General features: G+C 61.8%; 18 protein-coding genes and 1 tRNA gene. 16 read left to right on the forward strand and 3 right to left on the reverse strand.

Annotation, left to right across the window (positions count from 1 at the left end; genetic code table 11):
• Positions 1-128: 128 nt before the first annotated feature.
• Entirely contained in the window at positions 129-881 is a 753-nt protein-coding gene (gene kduD, locus ACRWQA_RS09690) for a 2-dehydro-3-deoxy-D-gluconate 5-dehydrogenase KduD (RefSeq protein WP_434228258.1), read from the reverse strand.
• Between the two features lie 279 nt (positions 882-1160).
• Here kduD and ACRWQA_RS09695 point away from each other — a divergent pair.
• Positions 1161-1237, forward strand: a tRNA-Pro gene (locus tag ACRWQA_RS09695).
• A gap of 100 nt (positions 1238-1337) precedes the next feature.
• Here the strand turns inward: ACRWQA_RS09695 and ACRWQA_RS09700 are convergent.
• Entirely contained in the window at positions 1338-1688 is a 351-nt protein-coding gene (locus tag ACRWQA_RS09700) for a hypothetical protein (RefSeq protein ID WP_434228256.1), read from the reverse strand.
• 251 nt (positions 1689-1939) lie between these two features.
• Here ACRWQA_RS09700 and ACRWQA_RS09705 point away from each other — a divergent pair, with 251 nt between their 5' ends.
• From ACRWQA_RS09705 to ACRWQA_RS09725, 5 genes are all read left to right on the forward strand, one after another.
• The gene (locus ACRWQA_RS09705; protein WP_263580071.1) at positions 1940-2113 is read left to right on the forward strand and encodes a DUF2970 domain-containing protein; all 174 of its coding nucleotides are present in this window, start codon (positions 1940-1942) and stop codon (positions 2111-2113) included.
• Positions 2114-2292: 179 nt separating this feature from the next.
• A complete protein-coding gene (gene coxB, locus ACRWQA_RS09710) occupies positions 2293-3411 on the forward strand; it encodes a cytochrome c oxidase subunit II (protein ID WP_263580070.1) in 1119 nt (372 codons plus the stop codon).
• A gap of 75 nt (positions 3412-3486) precedes the next feature.
• Positions 3487-5124: a cytochrome c oxidase subunit I gene (ctaD, locus tag ACRWQA_RS09715; protein WP_434228254.1), complete on the forward strand. Its 1638-nt coding sequence runs from the start codon at positions 3487-3489 to the stop codon at positions 5122-5124.
• A 54-nt stretch (positions 5125-5178) separates the two neighbouring features.
• Positions 5179-5772, forward strand: a complete 594-nt coding sequence (locus tag ACRWQA_RS09720; protein WP_263580068.1) for a cytochrome c oxidase assembly protein — start codon at positions 5179-5181, stop codon at positions 5770-5772.
• The gene (locus ACRWQA_RS09725; RefSeq protein WP_263580067.1) at positions 5769-6626 is read left to right on the forward strand and encodes a cytochrome c oxidase subunit 3; all 858 of its coding nucleotides are present in this window, start codon (positions 5769-5771) and stop codon (positions 6624-6626) included. The genes ACRWQA_RS09720 and ACRWQA_RS09725 overlap by 4 nt, the downstream gene beginning before the upstream one ends.
• Positions 6627-6663: 37 nt before the next feature.
• Here ACRWQA_RS09725 and ACRWQA_RS09730 read toward each other — a convergent pair whose 3' ends face one another.
• Complete coding sequence (locus tag ACRWQA_RS09730) at positions 6664-6861, reverse strand: DUF2909 family protein (RefSeq protein WP_104203676.1); 198 nt, start codon at positions 6859-6861, stop codon at positions 6664-6666.
• Here ACRWQA_RS09730 and ACRWQA_RS09735 point away from each other — a divergent pair.
• The 10 genes from ACRWQA_RS09735 to rplT all read left to right on the forward strand — a co-directional run bounded on the left by ACRWQA_RS09735 (position 6860) and on the right by rplT (position 15397).
• Positions 6860-7609 (forward strand): SURF1 family protein, encoded by a 750-nt coding sequence (locus ACRWQA_RS09735; RefSeq protein WP_263580066.1) that lies wholly within the window; start codon positions 6860-6862, stop codon positions 7607-7609. The two genes, ACRWQA_RS09730 and ACRWQA_RS09735, sit on opposite strands and share 2 nt — an antisense overlap.
• Before the next feature lie 37 nt (positions 7610-7646).
• A complete protein-coding gene (locus tag ACRWQA_RS09740) occupies positions 7647-8177 on the forward strand; it encodes a redox-active disulfide-containing membrane protein (RefSeq protein WP_434228250.1) in 531 nt (176 codons plus the stop codon).
• A gap of 105 nt (positions 8178-8282) precedes the next feature.
• Positions 8283-9344 (forward strand): COX15/CtaA family protein, encoded by a 1062-nt coding sequence (locus ACRWQA_RS09745; RefSeq protein WP_446326277.1) that lies wholly within the window; start codon positions 8283-8285, stop codon positions 9342-9344.
• Between the two features lie 40 nt (positions 9345-9384).
• Positions 9385-10284 (forward strand): heme o synthase, encoded by a 900-nt coding sequence (cyoE, locus tag ACRWQA_RS09750; RefSeq protein ID WP_263583978.1) that lies wholly within the window; start codon positions 9385-9387, stop codon positions 10282-10284.
• Between the two features lie 252 nt (positions 10285-10536).
• Positions 10537-11004, forward strand: a complete 468-nt coding sequence (locus ACRWQA_RS09755) for a DUF2489 domain-containing protein (protein ID WP_434228246.1) — start codon at positions 10537-10539, stop codon at positions 11002-11004.
• Positions 11005-11252: 248 nt separating this feature from the next.
• Positions 11253-11948, forward strand: a complete 696-nt coding sequence (locus ACRWQA_RS09760) for an OmpA family protein (RefSeq protein WP_434228244.1) — start codon at positions 11253-11255, stop codon at positions 11946-11948.
• A gap of 279 nt (positions 11949-12227) precedes the next feature.
• Positions 12228-14126: a threonine--tRNA ligase gene (thrS, locus tag ACRWQA_RS09765; protein ID WP_446326278.1), complete on the forward strand. Its 1899-nt coding sequence runs from the start codon at positions 12228-12230 to the stop codon at positions 14124-14126.
• A gap of 62 nt (positions 14127-14188) precedes the next feature.
• Positions 14189-14728 (forward strand): translation initiation factor IF-3, encoded by a 540-nt coding sequence (infC, locus tag ACRWQA_RS09770; RefSeq protein ID WP_263583977.1) that lies wholly within the window; start codon positions 14189-14191, stop codon positions 14726-14728.
• 84 nt (positions 14729-14812) lie between these two features.
• On the forward strand, positions 14813-15007 hold the full coding sequence (gene rpmI / locus ACRWQA_RS09775) for a 50S ribosomal protein L35 (RefSeq protein ID WP_089725334.1): 195 nt from the start codon (positions 14813-14815) through the stop codon (positions 15005-15007).
• A gap of 36 nt (positions 15008-15043) precedes the next feature.
• The gene (gene rplT / locus ACRWQA_RS09780) at positions 15044-15397 is read left to right on the forward strand and encodes a 50S ribosomal protein L20 (protein WP_104203667.1); all 354 of its coding nucleotides are present in this window, start codon (positions 15044-15046) and stop codon (positions 15395-15397) included.
• Positions 15398-15415 lie beyond the last annotated feature (18 nt).

The following is a 15415-nucleotide window of genomic DNA, read 5'->3' on the forward strand; positions in this document are numbered from 1 at the left end:
CTCGTTGTGGTTATCAGCGGCGGAGCCTGTGTCGAGACGGGGTGGTATGACAGGATACTAGCCTGACATTTGTCCCGAGTATGGCGCAGTCCGGAGGAAATGCAACTCGGCACCCGGGCATGCCTGATTCAGCGGGCGAGCCAACCGCCATCCACCACAAGGGCGTGGCCGTTGACGTAGCTGGCGGCATCGGAGCAGAGGAAAATCACGGCACCAGCGAGGTCTTCGGGGGTGCCCCAGCGCCCGGCAGGAATCCGGCCGAGGATCTCGGCGTTGCGGAACTCGTCCTCGCGCAGCGCCTGGGTGTTGTCCGTGGCCATGTAGCCGGGAGCGATGGCGTTGACCGTGATCCCATGAGCGGCCCATTCGTTGGCCATCAGGCGTGTCAGCCCGAGGATGCCGCTCTTGCTGGCGGTGTAGGAGGGTACCCGGATGCCGCCTTGGAATGATAGCACCGAGGCGATGTTGACGATCCGCCCCGGCGCCTGGCGATTCACCAGATGACGCGCCACGTGCTGGCTGAGGAAGAAGGCGGCCTTGAGGTTGACGTCCATCACCTCGTCCCAATCCTCCTCGGTGAACTCCAGTGCCGGGGCGCGCCGGATCGTGCCCGCATTGTTGACGAGGATGTCGATGCGCCCCAGCTCATCGACGGCCCGGGTCAGGATCTCCTCCTCCCGGTCTTGGCCCAGTCGGGCTTCGAGGTTGACGTAGCGCCGGCCGAGCGACTCGATGCGCTCACGAGTGTCGTCGGCGTCGCGGCGATTGACCCCGACGACTTCGGCACCCGCTTCAGCCAGGGCCACGGCGATACCTTGCCCGAGCCCCTTGTTGCAGCCGGTTACCATGGCGACTCGTCCGTCCAGACGAAAGCGAGACATGCGACTCCTCCTTCCTGTGATGGCGGTTGTGCGTGCACGGTGAAGATAGCGCCTATTGCCTCTGGCAGGAGAATTCACAGCAACAGGCCGATGCATCGGCAAGCGTGATGGAGCTGGATCCCACCTGCCGCACAAAGGCAACCAACTGAAAGGAAAGTACAAAAGAGGCTTTCCATTTGCGCGCTAACGCGCTAGTATACGCCTCGTTCTCGGGGCGCCGGCAAGGTCGGTCAGACCCGAATCACGGGGTTTCGGCATATGCCCGGTGTGAAGAACAGTCGGAGCGTGGCGCAGCTTGGTAGCGCGCTGCAATGGGGTTGCAGAGGTCGCAGGTTCGAATCCTGTCGCTCCGACCATTAGATTCATGAAAAACCGCCACTGACGGGTTCTCCCGGGTGGCGGTTTTTCGTTTTGGCGTCCGTCCGTCCGTTTGCTCTGCTCCCCCCTCTGGCTCGTTCAGAGCTCTTCCCAGATGCGCCGCCTGAATTCATGGGGCAGGGTGGCTACCTGCTTGAGTCGCTGCATGTGTTGGTCGGCGACCTCGCGGGCGATTTCCTCGTAGCACTCCTTCATTTTTTCCGGATCGGTTCCGTGGGTCTCGTAGCACTTGCCGAGTTGCTCCCCGGCGGCGGAGAGGGCGGCGAAGAAGCGCGCCTCCTGCTGCATCATGTCGGTCAGGCTCTCCATCCAGGCAAGCTGCAGGCGTGTCATCGGCGTAATGCCCTGGACCCATTGTTGCGCCCACCACTCCATGAGCGGCTGTGAGAGGCCGATAGCCGGGTTCGGGTTCGGGGTGGCGCTGGCCATGTCTGACTCCTTTGGTGGAAGGGTGTCGTAGGTGAAGGATAATTATCCTCTTGAGTGTAGCCCAGCCATGGGGTGGTCCCAGGTTTTTTGCTGCGCTGCGTTATGAATATTTTGCGTTTTCCTGGCATGTTTCTTTACGCCCGGTTCATGGCATGCTTCCCTTGTGTGGGCTGGCTGGGGTGAGCTGACTGAGGTGAATGGTTGGGTCAGCCTTTGGCATGTGGGCCTTGGCTTTGAGAGGGAACCCTTGCATGTGGGAAGTCATCAAGTCCGTGCTTGCCGCCTTCCTCGGCGTGCAGCGGGAACAACAGCGACTCAAGGACTTCGAGAAAGGCAATCCGATCGCCTTTATCGTCACGGGCATCGTGCTGGGCGCGGTGCTGGTGGGGCTGATTGCGCTGGTGGCGGTTCTTGCGGCTGGCTGAAAGAGCCACGTTGCGTTGATTGGCGCGTTAGCCAGAAGGCGTAGGCGAAGGCAGTGACTTTCAAGATGAGATCTCTATACTCGATGAAGAAGCGGCTAATGTTCTCCATGGATGAGGACCCCCGACCCCTGACACTCGGGGCTGCCGTTCTCTACAACTACAAATTTCGGGAGGCGTCGATGCGGACTCTGCTCGTATGGCTGGCAGGGGTCTTGATTCTTGCTGGCTCGAGCCAGGTGGCTCTGGCTAACGGCTGGAACATGCCCGTTGGGGTTTCGACCCTCAGTGGCGAAATCTACAGCCTGCACATGATCATCTTCTGGATCTGTGTGGTCATCGGGGTGGTCGTGTTCGGGGCGATGTTCTATTCCCTGTTCCGCTATCGCCATTCGAAGGGCGCCAAGTCTGCCAACTTCCACGAGAACACCACCGTCGAGATCATCTGGACGGTGATTCCCTTGCTGATCCTGATCGGCATGGCGGTGCCGGCCACGGCGACGCTGCAGAAAATCTACGACCCTTCCGATGCCGAACTCGATGTCATGGTCACGGGGCAACAGTGGCGCTGGCGCTACGAGTACCTCGGCGAGGATGTTTCCTTCAATTCGAATCTGGCCACGCCCAGGGCACAGATCAATGGGGATGAAGAGCGGGGCGAACACTATCTGCTCGAAGTCGACGAGCCGCTCGTTCTCCCGGTCAATCGCAAGGTTCGTTTCCTCTTCACCTCCGATGATGTGATTCATGCCTGGTGGGTACCGCAACTGGCCGTCAAGCAGGATACGGTGCCGGGTTTCGTGACCGAGAACTGGGTGCAGATCAACGAGCCTGGAATCTACCGCGGGCAGTGTGCCGAGCTGTGTGGCGTCGATCACGGCTTCATGCCCATCGTGGTGCGCGCCGTGGAGGAGGAGGAGTTCGATACCTGGCTTGCCGAGCGCAAGGAGGCGGCCGCCGAGGAGGCCATGGGCATCGATCGCGAATGGGAAATGGATGAGCTGATGGAGCGTGGCGAAGGCGTCTTCGGCAGCATCTGCGCTTCCTGTCACCAGCCCGAGGGCCAGGGCTCGCCGCCCGCCTTCCCGGCTCTGGCCGGCAACCAGCAGTTGATCGAGGATGCCGATTGGCACATCGAGACCGTCATCAACGGGGTTTCAGGCAGTGCCATGCCGGCGTTCCGCAGCACGCTCAACCCCGTCGAGCTGGCTTCGGTCATCACCTATACGCGTAACGCCTGGGGCAACGAGACCGGCGACGTGATCCAGCCTTCCGAAATAGCCGAGCGGCTGGAAGAGTGATCGCGGGCACGGCCCCGAGGGCCGTGCCCCCTGACGTGACGCGCGATAACAAGACATTGTTTATGGAGTTTTCCGATGGCCCCAAAGGTACCTCCTCAACCGATTCTCGAGCAGAGCAGCACCGCCGCGGAAGCCGGGCATGGACATGCTCATGACACCCCACCGAAGGGCATTCTGCGCTGGCTGCTGACCACCAATCACAAGGAGATCGGGACCCTTTACCTGATCTTCTCGCTTACGATGTTCTTCATCGGCGGCATCTTTGCCCTGGTGGTGCGGCTCGAACTCTTCCAGCCTGGCTTGCAGTTCGTCAGGCCCGAGTTCTTCAACCAGATGACCACCATGCATGGCCTTATCATGGTGTTCGGGGCGATCATGCCGGCGTTCACTGGCTTGGCCAACTGGATGATCCCGCTGCAGATCGGCGCCCCCGACATGGCCTTGCCACGCCTCAATAACTTCAGCTTCTGGTTGCTGCCGGTGGCCTTCGGCCTGCTGCTTTCCACGCTGCTGATGCCCGGTGGTGGGCCCAACTTCGGCTGGACCTTCTATGCGCCGTTGTCGACCGTCTACTCGCCGCCGTCGACGACTTTCTTCATTCTGTCGCTGCATATTGCCGGCATCAGTTCGATCCTGGGTGCGATCAATATCATCGCCACCATTCTCAACATGCGTGCGCCGGGCATGCGCATGATGGACATGCCGTTGTTCGTCTGGACCTGGCTGATCACTTCCTTCCTGCTGATCGCGGTGATGCCGGTGCTCGCGGGGGTGGTCACGATGATGCTGATGGACATCAATTTCGGCACCAATTTCTTCAATGCCGCGGGCGGCGGTGACCCGGTACTGTTCCAGCATTTGTTCTGGTTCTTTGGGCACCCCGAGGTCTACATCATGATCCTGCCGGCGTTCGGTATCGTTTCAGCGATCATTCCGACCTTCGCCCGCAAACGCCTGTTCGGCTATGCCTCCATGGTGTACGCCACCGCCGCAATCGCGATTCTCTCGTTCGTGGTGTGGGGACACCACATGTTCGCCGTGGGGATGCCGCTGGTCGGTCAGCTGTTCTTCATGTACGCCACCATGCTCATCGCCGTGCCCACCGGGGTGAAGGTCTTCAACTGGGTGGCGACCATGTTCCGCGGCTCGATCAGCTTCGAGCCGCCGATGCTGTTCGCTCTGGCCTTCGTGGTGCAGTTCACCATCGGCGGCTTCTCAGGCTTGATGCTGGCCATTGCACCGGCCGACTTCCAGTACCACGACACTTATTTCGTGGTGGCGCACTTCCACTACGTGCTGGTGCCGGGGGCTCTCTTCGCCATCCTGGCGGGGGCCTACTACTGGTTGCCCAAGTGGACCGGACACTATCCCAACCTGCGCCTTTCCCAGTGGCACTTCTGGCTCTCGGTGATCGGCGTCAACCTGACCTTCTTCCCCATGCATTTCTCGGGGCTGGCCGGCATGCCGCGGCGGATACCCGACTACGCGCTGCAGTTCGCCGACTTCAACGTGGCTTCCTCGATTGGGTCGTTCGTCTTCGGCTTTTCCCAGCTGCTGTTCATTGCAGTGATCGTGCTATGCGTGCGGGGTGGCCAGAAGGCACCGGCGAAGGCCTGGGGCGAGCACACGGACGATCTCGAGTGGAGCGTGCCGAGCCCGGCCCCGCTGCATACCTTCGAGACGCCGCCGACGTTCCATCGTCCGGCGCATTGAGCGTGGGTTTCCGGTCGAGTGCGCCATGGTCGGAGACGAGAGCAGGAGTGACGCATGATGCGTAACGAGTCGGATGAGCGTCAGGCAGGGGTCAAGCGTACGGTCTGGCGTAGCGTGGCGGCGCTGGCCGGCATGTTCGCCTTCGCTTTCGCCCTGGTGCCATTGTATGACGTCTTCTGCAAGGTGACGGGCCTCAACGGCAAGGTCGACACCACTGCGCAGGCGCTCGTTCACGAGAACGTCGATGAATCTCGCACGGTCACCGTGCAGTTCATCACGCGCAGTGGGTCGGGGCTGCCATGGCGAATGGAGGTGGAGACCCGCCAGGTTCGCTTGCACCCGGGGCAGACCTCGGAGGTGAACTTCACTTTCGTCAATCAGAGCGATGCGGTGAGCTGGGGGCGTGCGGTTCCCAGCGTCTCGCCTTCCAAGGCCACGCGCCACGTGCGCAAGGCAAGCTGTTTCTGTTTCGAGGAACAGCAGTTGCAGGCGGGGGAGCGGCTGGAGCTGCCGTTGGTGTTCCAGCTGGACCGCGACCTGCCCCCCGAGGTCGGTACCGTCACCCTGGTCTATACCCTCTATCCGATCGAGGGCAAGAATGAACCGCTTCAGGCGGCTGTCCAGACCATACAAGGAGAAGAGGCATGAGTGGCAGTTACTATGTCCCGGCAACCAGCAAGTGGCCCGCGCTAGGCTCTCTGGCCCTTGGGGTGATGATGATCGGCGCCGGCATGATGCTGGTTCATGACCGCGGCAGCATCGTCATGCTGCTTGGCCTGGCGGGGGTCCTGGCGGTAATGGCCCTGTGGTTCCGCGACGTTATCGCCGAGTCGCGGAGAGGCCTCTACGACACCCAGATGGACCGCTCCTTCCGTTGGGGAATGGGCTGGTTCATCTTCTCCGAGGTGATGTTCTTCGCCGCCTTCTTCGGAGCCTTGTTCTACATTCGCTTCTTTGCCATTCCCTGGTTGGGTGGCGAGGGGACCAAGGGAGCCACGGCGCTGCTTTGGCCCGAGTTCACCGCTCACTGGCCCCTGCTCAGTCCGCCTGACGCCTCCATTACCGGCCCGGCTCAGGTGTTCAGCCCCTGGCAGCTTCCGCTGGTCAACACGCTGATCCTGATCTCCTCCAGCATCACCTTGACCGTTGCCCACGAGGCGCTCAAGGAGGGGCATCGCCAGGTCTGCCGTAACTGGCTCGCCGGCACCGTGCTGCTGGGTCTGTGCTTCATCGTCATACAGGGTGTGGAGTATTACGAAGCCTATACCCACTACGGCATTACGCTGGAAGCCGGTATCTACGGCGCGACTTTCTTCATCCTGACCGGCTTCCACGGGCTTCACGTGATCGTCGGCACGATCATACTGATCGTGATGCTGGCGCGGATCGTGCGCCGGCATTTTACCCCTGAAGAGCATTTCGGCTTCGAGGCGGCCAGTTGGTACTGGCATTTCGTCGACGTGGTCTGGGTAGGCCTGTTCATCACCGTTTACGTATTCTGATGGCTGGCGCGTAGGCGCTAGCCGTGGTGGCCTGGGGTCATGCTTCACCCAGGCTGCCGAAGAAGAAGCCGTAGAACAACAGGGCGAGAAGCAGTGCGGCGAGCGTGACGCGGATTTTCAGCGACACCAGCAGCCGACGTGATTGGCTGTCGTCGCGCAACAGGAAGCCGACGCCAGCTGCCAGGCTGGCCAACATGGCCAGGAACACGACGGCTATCAAGGTCTTGAGAAACATGGGTTACTCCGTTGGGGGTCAGGGGGCGAGGCGTGACAGGCGTCTGCTCGGCTGGCGGTTGAGTATATGGTACCTGCTCTGGTCGCTGCTGACGGTGTTGGGGTTGTTCCTTGGACTATGGCAGTGGGAACGGGCCGACGACAAGCGCGACTATCTGGCCCGGCTGGATGCAGCGCCAACGCTGGAGTCGCCCCGTGAGACACCGCCGGAGGGAGCCCGTCTGACCTTGCATGGCGAGTACCTGGCGGACGAGACCCTGTTCCTCGACAACCGCACCCATGAAGGGCAACTGGGGGTGGCCGTGCTTACTCCTCTACGCGACGAGGAGGGCCGGCTGTGGCTGGTGCAGCGCGGCTTTCTGTCGACAGGGCCGACCCGTGCGACACCCGAGGTGGAGACACCGTCGGGCGAGGTCAGGCTGCGGGGGCGTTGGCAAGCTGCCGGTGATGCTCCTCCGCTCTTTGGGCCCAATCGGGAGGGGATGCGCCTGCAGCGCATCGATCTCTCCGCCTGGGAGCTGCCAGGCGGCTTCGCTCACGATGGATGGTTGCATCTCGAGCAGGGCCCCGGGCATTTGGACTCGTGGTGGAAACCCAGTGTGGTGCCGCCCAGCCGCCATGTCGGCTATGCCGTCCAATGGTGGGGGTTGGCTCTGGCGGCCTTGGCGGTGATGATCATCGGGGGGCGCCGGCTGGCCAGTGACAGACGGCACGCGCCAGGCGGCTCTCCTGATGCAGGTGACGAATGACGAGTGAGACTCACGGGGGATTGCAGTGCAGGAAGCCATGAACGCCCGCTATCAGCGCTTGAAGCTGCTGGCCTTGATCGCCGTCTTCGCCCTGCCGATGCTCTCGGCTTGGGTCATGCTGCATTGGCGCATCGGCATCCCCGACCAGCACACCGCCCATGGTGAGTTGGCCCCCCCCGTACCATCGCTGATGGAATGGCCGCTGACCGAGCGGCAGGCCTCGTTTGATGGCGGCGACTGGGTGCTGGCCTTCGACTGTACCCGCGACTGCGAGGCCCACGCCGACCGCTGGTGGCGCATGCATCGGGCGCTGGGCCGCGAGGCGCCGCGTGTCACGCGCTTGCGAATCGGCGGCGACGCCGAAGCCCTGCCCGGAGAGGCGGTCACTCATTGGCGGGAGAGGCCCGAGTGGCAGGCGGCGGGCGCAGTCTGGCTGCTCGACCCGCAGGGGCGGGTGGTGTTGCGCTACGATGGTAGCGTCGCGGAGCGCGACGTGATGGACGACCTGAGTCGTCTGCTGAAACGGAATCCCGATCCGCGCGAGGCCGAGGAGTTCGACGGCGCCTAGCGTTGAAGCCGTCCCACCCCGGCCATCTCGCGGTTAGACGAGCGATATGACATGGTCGATTAAGACATGACAGGATCAAGGACGCCATTCATGCAGGGTTTGTCGATGCCAACTCTTCACGGCCAGGCGCATGTGCGCCGGTTACGTCTGCTGTTGACCCTCAGCCTGGTGGGTGTCGTCTTTACCAGTGTCGTGATCCTCATTGGCGCCTGGACACGACTGGTCGATGCCGGCCTCGGGTGTCCGGATTGGCCAGGCTGCTACGGTGCGCTGGTGGTGCCGGATGTCGAGCGCGCGTCGCTCCATTCGCCTCATGCACCGCTGGAGGCTTTCAAGGCTTGGGTCGAGATGATCCACCGCTACCTGGCGTCGACGCTTGGGCTGCTGGTGATCGGTATGTTGTTGTTGGGGGCAGGGCTGCGCCGCAAGCCCGGTTATCCGTGGAAAACCAGTGTGGCCCTGTTGGGCGTGATCCTGCTGCAGGGCGCCTTTGGCGCCTTTACCGTGACGCTCAAGCTATGGCCACAGGTCGTGACCCTGCACTTGCTGGGAGGGCTCTCGGTGCTGGTGCTGTTCCTGTGGCTGCATCTCGGGCTGCGCCGTTTCGCCAAGGGTGCCGAAACCGCTGTGCCGAAAAGGCGGCTGACGCCGCTGTGGTTGGCGGCCGTGGCATTACTGGTTCTGCAGTTGGCGCTGGGGGGGTGGGTATCGAGCAACTACGCCGGTATCGCCTGCCAGGGTTTTCCTACGTGCAATGCGCAGTGGTGGCCCGAGATGGACTGGAGCGAGGGGTTCCACTTGACCCAAACGGTCGGCCCCAATTATCTGCATGGACAGCTTCACGCCGATGCGCGCACCGCCATTCATCAAGGGCATCGCATCGGCGCGCTGCTGCTGGGTCTGGCGCTGCTGGCGCTGGCGGCGCGCTACTGGAGCCAGGCGCACATGCGCCTCTGGCTCGGTGGGTTGGTCATCGCTTATGGTGTTCAGCTCGGGTTGGGAATCGCCAATGTACTGATGTGGCTTCCCTTGTGGCTGGCGCTCCTGCATACGGCCGGGGCCTTGTCGCTCGTGCTGTTGCTGGCGTTGGCCGTGTGGCATTGGCGTGAGCCGGCTACGGAAGTCGATGATCCGACACGAAGGGAGAAGGAGTGGGTGCATGTCTAACGCACTGACCAAGCGTGAGGGGGGCAAGGGCGCGCTGTTGATGCAGCTGGGCTTGCACGAGTCGGCCACCTGGACGTGGCAGGACCTGCTCACGCTATGTAAGCCCAGGGTGGTCGTGGTGATGCTGGTGTGCGCCCTGGTGGGAATGGCGCTGGCGACACCGACCCTGCCATCGTTAGCCACGGTAGTGTTCGGCCTGGCCGGGATCGGCATGGCGGCGGGCGGAGCCGCGGCCTTCAATCATGTGGTCGACCGCAGGCTCGATGCGATGATGCTGCGTACCTCGCAGCGCCCGCTGGCGACCCGGCGAATGCCCACCGTTCTGGCGCTGGGCTGGGCGTCGTTGCTCTCCATTGCCGGCATTGTCCTGCTGCTGTGGCAGGTCAACGCGCTGACGGCGTGGCTGACGCTGGCGTCGTTGATCGGTTACGCCCTCATCTATACGGCATTCCTCAAGCGCGCGACGCCGCAGAACATTGTCATCGGTGGTGTGGCCGGGGCCGCTCCCCCCATGCTCGGCTGGACGGCGGTGACCGGACAGTTGGGGCCGGAACCGCTGCTGCTGGTGCTGATCGTCTTCGCCTGGACGCCACCGCATTTCTGGGCGCTGGCGATTCACAAGCGTGACGAGTACGCGCGGGCCGGCGTGCCGATGCTGCCCGTGACCCATGGCGAGGCGTTCACTCGGCTGCAGGTATGGCTGTATGGCTGGCTGACCGTTGCCGTGACGCTGCTGCCATTCGTCATCGGCATGAGCGGTGCCGTCTACCTGCTCGGTGTCATGGCGTTGAACCTGCGCTTCATGTACTGGAACTGGAAGGTATGGCGCGGCGCGGACCCCAAGGCGCCCCTGGCGGCCTTCTGGTTCTCGATCCGTTATATCCTGGGGGTGTTCGGCGTACTGTTGCTGGATCACTATGCGGGACTCTGGGCAATGTAGCTCTGGCGTGCCTATCATGTTCTTCATGCTTGCAAGCGCCCGGTATCTCATGCCGGGCGCTTGTCGTTGCGTCAACAGCAACGGTCAGCAGGCTCATCCAACGCATTGTGTCGGTCCGATCGATATTTCCTTGCTCAACAACCGCTTCCTGACTGCAGCGCTGCGGATCTTGCGTGCTGAATCGTCCGGGGCCTGTGCCAGCGCCCGGCTTGCGTTACAATTCCGGGGCTCATTCGTCAGCCTGGAGATTCGATGACAACGACAACGGCATTGATCCTGCTCGCCGTGGGCCTGGCCATCGTGGCCGGCCTGGCGGCTTATGCCTTTACCCTGTGGCAGGAGGTAAAGCGTCGCAGCGCCTTTCGCGAGGAGGAGCTTCGTCGTGCCCACGAGAATTGCCTGTCCAACCTGGAGATTGTCGCCTCATCGCTGCTTCAGGAGCAGGTGGACATCACGGAGGGCGCCTGGCGCTGCAAGCTGTTGCTCGATATCCTTGACCCCGACTTGATCGAAAGGCCCGGTTTCCAGGCCATCGGTGAGGTTTACGCCCGCACTCAGCATCTGCATACTCATTCCGCGCGCAAGCAATTGGCGCCGCGCGACCGGATGCGTGAGGACCGCGAGCGCCTCGAGGTAGAGGCGGAGTGGCGTCAGCCGGTGCTGGAGGCGGCGGAGGAGATATTGAGGTTTCGTCGCAGCTGGCCGGATGGCCTGCATTAAAGCTATACAAATACTTTACGCCAAGGTATGTTGGCGACGCTTATCACACTCCCAAAAAGCTAATCAATGACCATTCTTCGGGTTTTTTCTGGCAAAATTCGGCACAATGGTCCACGAATGGAGTGTGAAGGCGCTTTGAGCGAGGCCGATAACGGCCTACACTTGGAGCCGTTGGGTCAATGAGTGTCCTGACCTTCGGGGAGTTCGCTTTGCATAGCCCCGAGATGAAATCAAGAAGGAGTCTTGCAATGAAAAAATCAACGACTGGCTTGCTGTTGGGTTCTGCACTGGTAATCGGCCTTTCCGGCTGTGCCTCGGATTTCCAGCGGGGCGGTGAGAGGGCTGGCGGCGCCACGACGGCATCGTCTGGCAATGCCTGGTATCAGCAGCCCCTGGTGTGCGGTATCGCTGGCGGCCTGATCGGTGGCAGCATCGGCTATGCAACCAGCGGTGAATCCGATGAGGAAAGCGGTGCCGCAACGGGTGCTGTCGCAGGTTCCGCGATCGGTGCCCTGCTGTGTGCCGACCGTACGCCGGAACCGAAAGTCGAGCCCGAGCCGATGCCCGAGCCCGCACCCGAGCCCGCTCCGGTGACCGAGTTCGAGCCGGTAACGCTGGATAGCGAAGTCACCTTCGCCTTCGACTCTGCCGAGATCCGTCCCGGCGCGCATCAGACCCTGGATCAGGTGGCCACCACTCTGCGTGAAAACCAGAACCTGCGGGTGCGCATCGAAGGTCATACCGACTCCGTGGGCTCCGATCAGTACAATCAGGGGCTGTCCCAGCGTCGTGCCGACTCCGTTCGCGACTTCCTGGTTTCTCGCGGTATCGCCGAGCATCGCATGACCACGCGTGGTTTCGGTGAGTCGCAGCCGATCGCGACCAACGACACTGACGCAGGCCGTGCGCAGAACCGTCGTGTCGAGATCCTGAACTGGGATTGAGGAAGCGTTTCGGGCAATTCGCCCGCTAGCGTCTTCGGCAGGGGCACCTTCGGGTGCCCCTGTTGCTTTCTTGGAGCCTGCCTGGCGTGGCGCAGAAGGGCTCGATTCTGTTAGTCTTGTCGGCTGCCGCGACGTGCAGCGAGGCCGTTTGGCACGGTACTCGTATCGCCCAGGGTAATGGGTGGGCTGCACTCCGGATTGATCACCTATTTTCGAATCTGCTATTAACCGCGACACGTGATCCCTGGTATGGATCACCACTGCGCAAAGGACGCTTAGATGCCCATCGTGACCCTGCCGGACGGCAGCCAGAGAACTTTCGACGAACCCATCAGCGTGATGCAGCTTGCCGAGTCCATCGGACCTGGGCTGGCCAAGGCCTGCGTGGCCGGCAAGATCGACGGCGAACTGGTGGACGCCGCCGACCTCATCGACCGTGACGCCGAAGTGGCGATCATCACCGCTCGTGATTCCGAGGGGCTGGAGGTCATTCGCCACTCCTGCGCTCACCTGATCGGGCACGCCGTCAAGCAGCTCTACCCCGATGCCAAGATGGCCATCGGCCCGGTGATCGACGACGGTTTCTATTACGATATCGACTTCGGCCGTTCGGTGACGCCGGACGACCTGGCCGCCATCGAGGCGCGCATGAAGGAGCTGATCGACACCGAATACGACGTGGTGCGCGAGTACGTCGATCGTGACAAGGCAATGGCTACCTTCGAGGAGCGCGATGAGCCCTACAAGCAGGAGATCATCGGCGACATCCCGCAAGGCGAGACCATTCGCCTCTATTACCACAAGGAATACACCGACATGTGTCGGGGGCCCCACGTGCCCAACACCCGGCACCTGAAGGCCTTCAAACTGACCAAGCTGGCCGGCGCCTACTGGCGTGGCGATGCCAGCAAGCCAATGCTGACCCGCATCTACGGCACTGCCTGGGGCGACAAGAAGCAGCTCAAGGCTCACCTGCAGCGGCTCGAAGAGGCCGAGAAGCGCGACCACCGCAAGCTGGCCAAGCGCATGGACCTCTTCCACCTGCAGGAAGAGGCCCCGGGCATGGTCTTCTGGCATCCCAATGGCTGGACTCTCTACCAGGCACTGGAGCAGTACATGCGCCGTGTCCAGATCGAGCACGGCTATCAGGAGATTCGCACACCACAGGTCGTCGACTTGTCGCTGTGGAAGAAGTCGGGTCACTGGGGACACTACAGCGAGTTGATGTTCACCACCGAGTCGGAGAAGCGTGAGTACGCGATCAAGCCGATGAACTGTCCCTGCCACGTCCAGGTGTTCAACCAGGGGCTCAAGAGTTACCGTGACCTGCCGCTGCGCCTGGCCGAGTTCGGTAGCTGCCACCGCAACGAACCTTCCGGCTCGCTGCACGGCCTGATGCGGGTGCGCGGCTTCACCCAGGACGATGCTCACATTTTCTGCACCGAGAAGCAGATCCAGAGCGAGGCCGAGGCTTTTATCGCGCTGACCTTGAAGGTCTACAAGGAACTCGGCTTCGATGACGTCGAGCTCAAGCTCTCGACCCGCCCCGAGGACTTCATGGGCGAGCCGAAACTGTGGGACCGTGCCGAAGCCGGCCTCGAGGCGGCGTTGAACGCCACCGGTCTCGATTGGGAGCTGCAGCCGGGCGAGGGGGCCTTCTATGGACCCAAGATCGAATTTGCCCTACGTGACTGTCTCAATCGCGTGTGGCAGTGTGGTACTCTGCAGCTTGATTTCAACCTGCCGGGTCGCCTGGGTGCCCAGTTCGTCGATGAGGATGGCGAACGCAAGACACCGGTAATGCTGCATCGGGCGATCCTGGGCTCCTTCGAGCGCTTCATCGGAATCCTGATCGAGCACTATGCCGGAGCCATGCCGCTGTGGCTGGCGCCGGAGCAGGCGGTGGTATTGACCATCACCGACTCCCAGCGCGATTATGCGGTCGAACTCGAGCGTCGCTTGCAGAAAATTGGCCTTCGCGTCAAGGCGGACTTGAGGAACGAGAAGATCGGCTTTAAAATCCGCGAACATACGTTGCAGAAGGTTCCCTATCTCCTGGTCGTAGGAGATAAGGAAGTTGAAGCCGACTCGGTTGCCGTGCGCACGCGCACCGGCGAAAACCTGGGCACCATGACCGTTGACGTCTTCATTGAGCGGATACGGGCAGAAGGCTGGTGAGCACAGGTTGGTAAAGACAGGTTGGTAACGACATCGTCAATTACCGGAACGGAGACGGAACGATCAAGCGAAGCAGCCAGCGCGCACGTCCTCAGGACAAGCGCCCCCCAATGAACGAGCGGATAACCGAGGATCAGGTTCGCCTGATCGACAGCGACGGCGAGCAGCTGGGTGTCGTACCTACCAGCGAAGCGCTCGAGCGTGCCGAAGCGGCCGGTCTTGACCTCGTCCAGATTTCCAATGCCGATCCGATCGTCTGCAAGATCATGGATTACGGCAAGTTCGTCTTCGAGCAGAAAAAGCAGAAGGCTGCCCAGAAGAAGAAGACGAAGCAGATTCAGGTCAAGGAAGTCAAATTCCGGCCTGGCACCGACGAGGGCGATTATCAGGTGAAGTTGAAGAACCTGATCCGCTTCCTCGAAGGTGGCGACAAGGGCAAGGTCACGCTGCGGTTTCGCGGTCGTGAAATGGCGCACCAGGACCTCGGCCGCAAGCTGATGGAGCGGATCGCCGCGGATCTCGATGAGATCGGGACCGTGGAGGCCTTCCCCAAGATGGAAGGGCGCCAGATGATCATGATCATTGCCCCCAAGAAGAAGTGATCCGAAGGCCAGTCCAACGGATGGTCGGCGCAAGCCGACCATCGGCCCCGGATTTTCTGAAAAATCTCGAGCGGAGTTATTCTCATGCCGAAAATCAAGAGCAACAGCGGCGCTGCCAAGCGCTTCAAGAAGACGGCCAACGGCTTCAAGCACAAGCAGTCGTTCCGTAGCCACATCCTGACCAAGAAGTCGACCAAGCGGAAGCGTCAGCTGCGGGGTATGAAGCAGATCCACGACGCCGACAAGGCACTGATCCAGCGCATGCTGCCGAATCTGTAAGCCTTTGGTTGCCCAATTTAACGTCAGGAGAAAGCTATGACTCGTGTCAAGCGTGGTGTCGTCGCTCGTCGTCGTCACAAGAAAGTCCTCAAGCTGGCCAAAGGCTACTACGGTGCCCGTTCGCGCGTCTTCCGCGTGGCCAAGCAAGCTGTCATCAAGGCCGGTCAGTATGCCTATCGCGACCGTCGTCAGCGCAAGCGTCAGTTCCGCGCCCTGTGGATCCAGCGTATCAACGCCGGTGCCCGTCAGCACGGTCTGTCCTACAGCCGCTTCGTCGGCGGCCTGAAGAAGGCGGGTATCGAGATCGATCGTAAGGTGCTGGCCGACCTGGCCGTTCACGAGAAGGCTGCCTTTGCCGCCATCGTCGAGAAGGCCAAGGCTGCCCAGTAAGTGACATCGGCCGGTGGC

It is taken from the genome of Billgrantia sp. C5P2 (genome assembly GCF_051062895.2).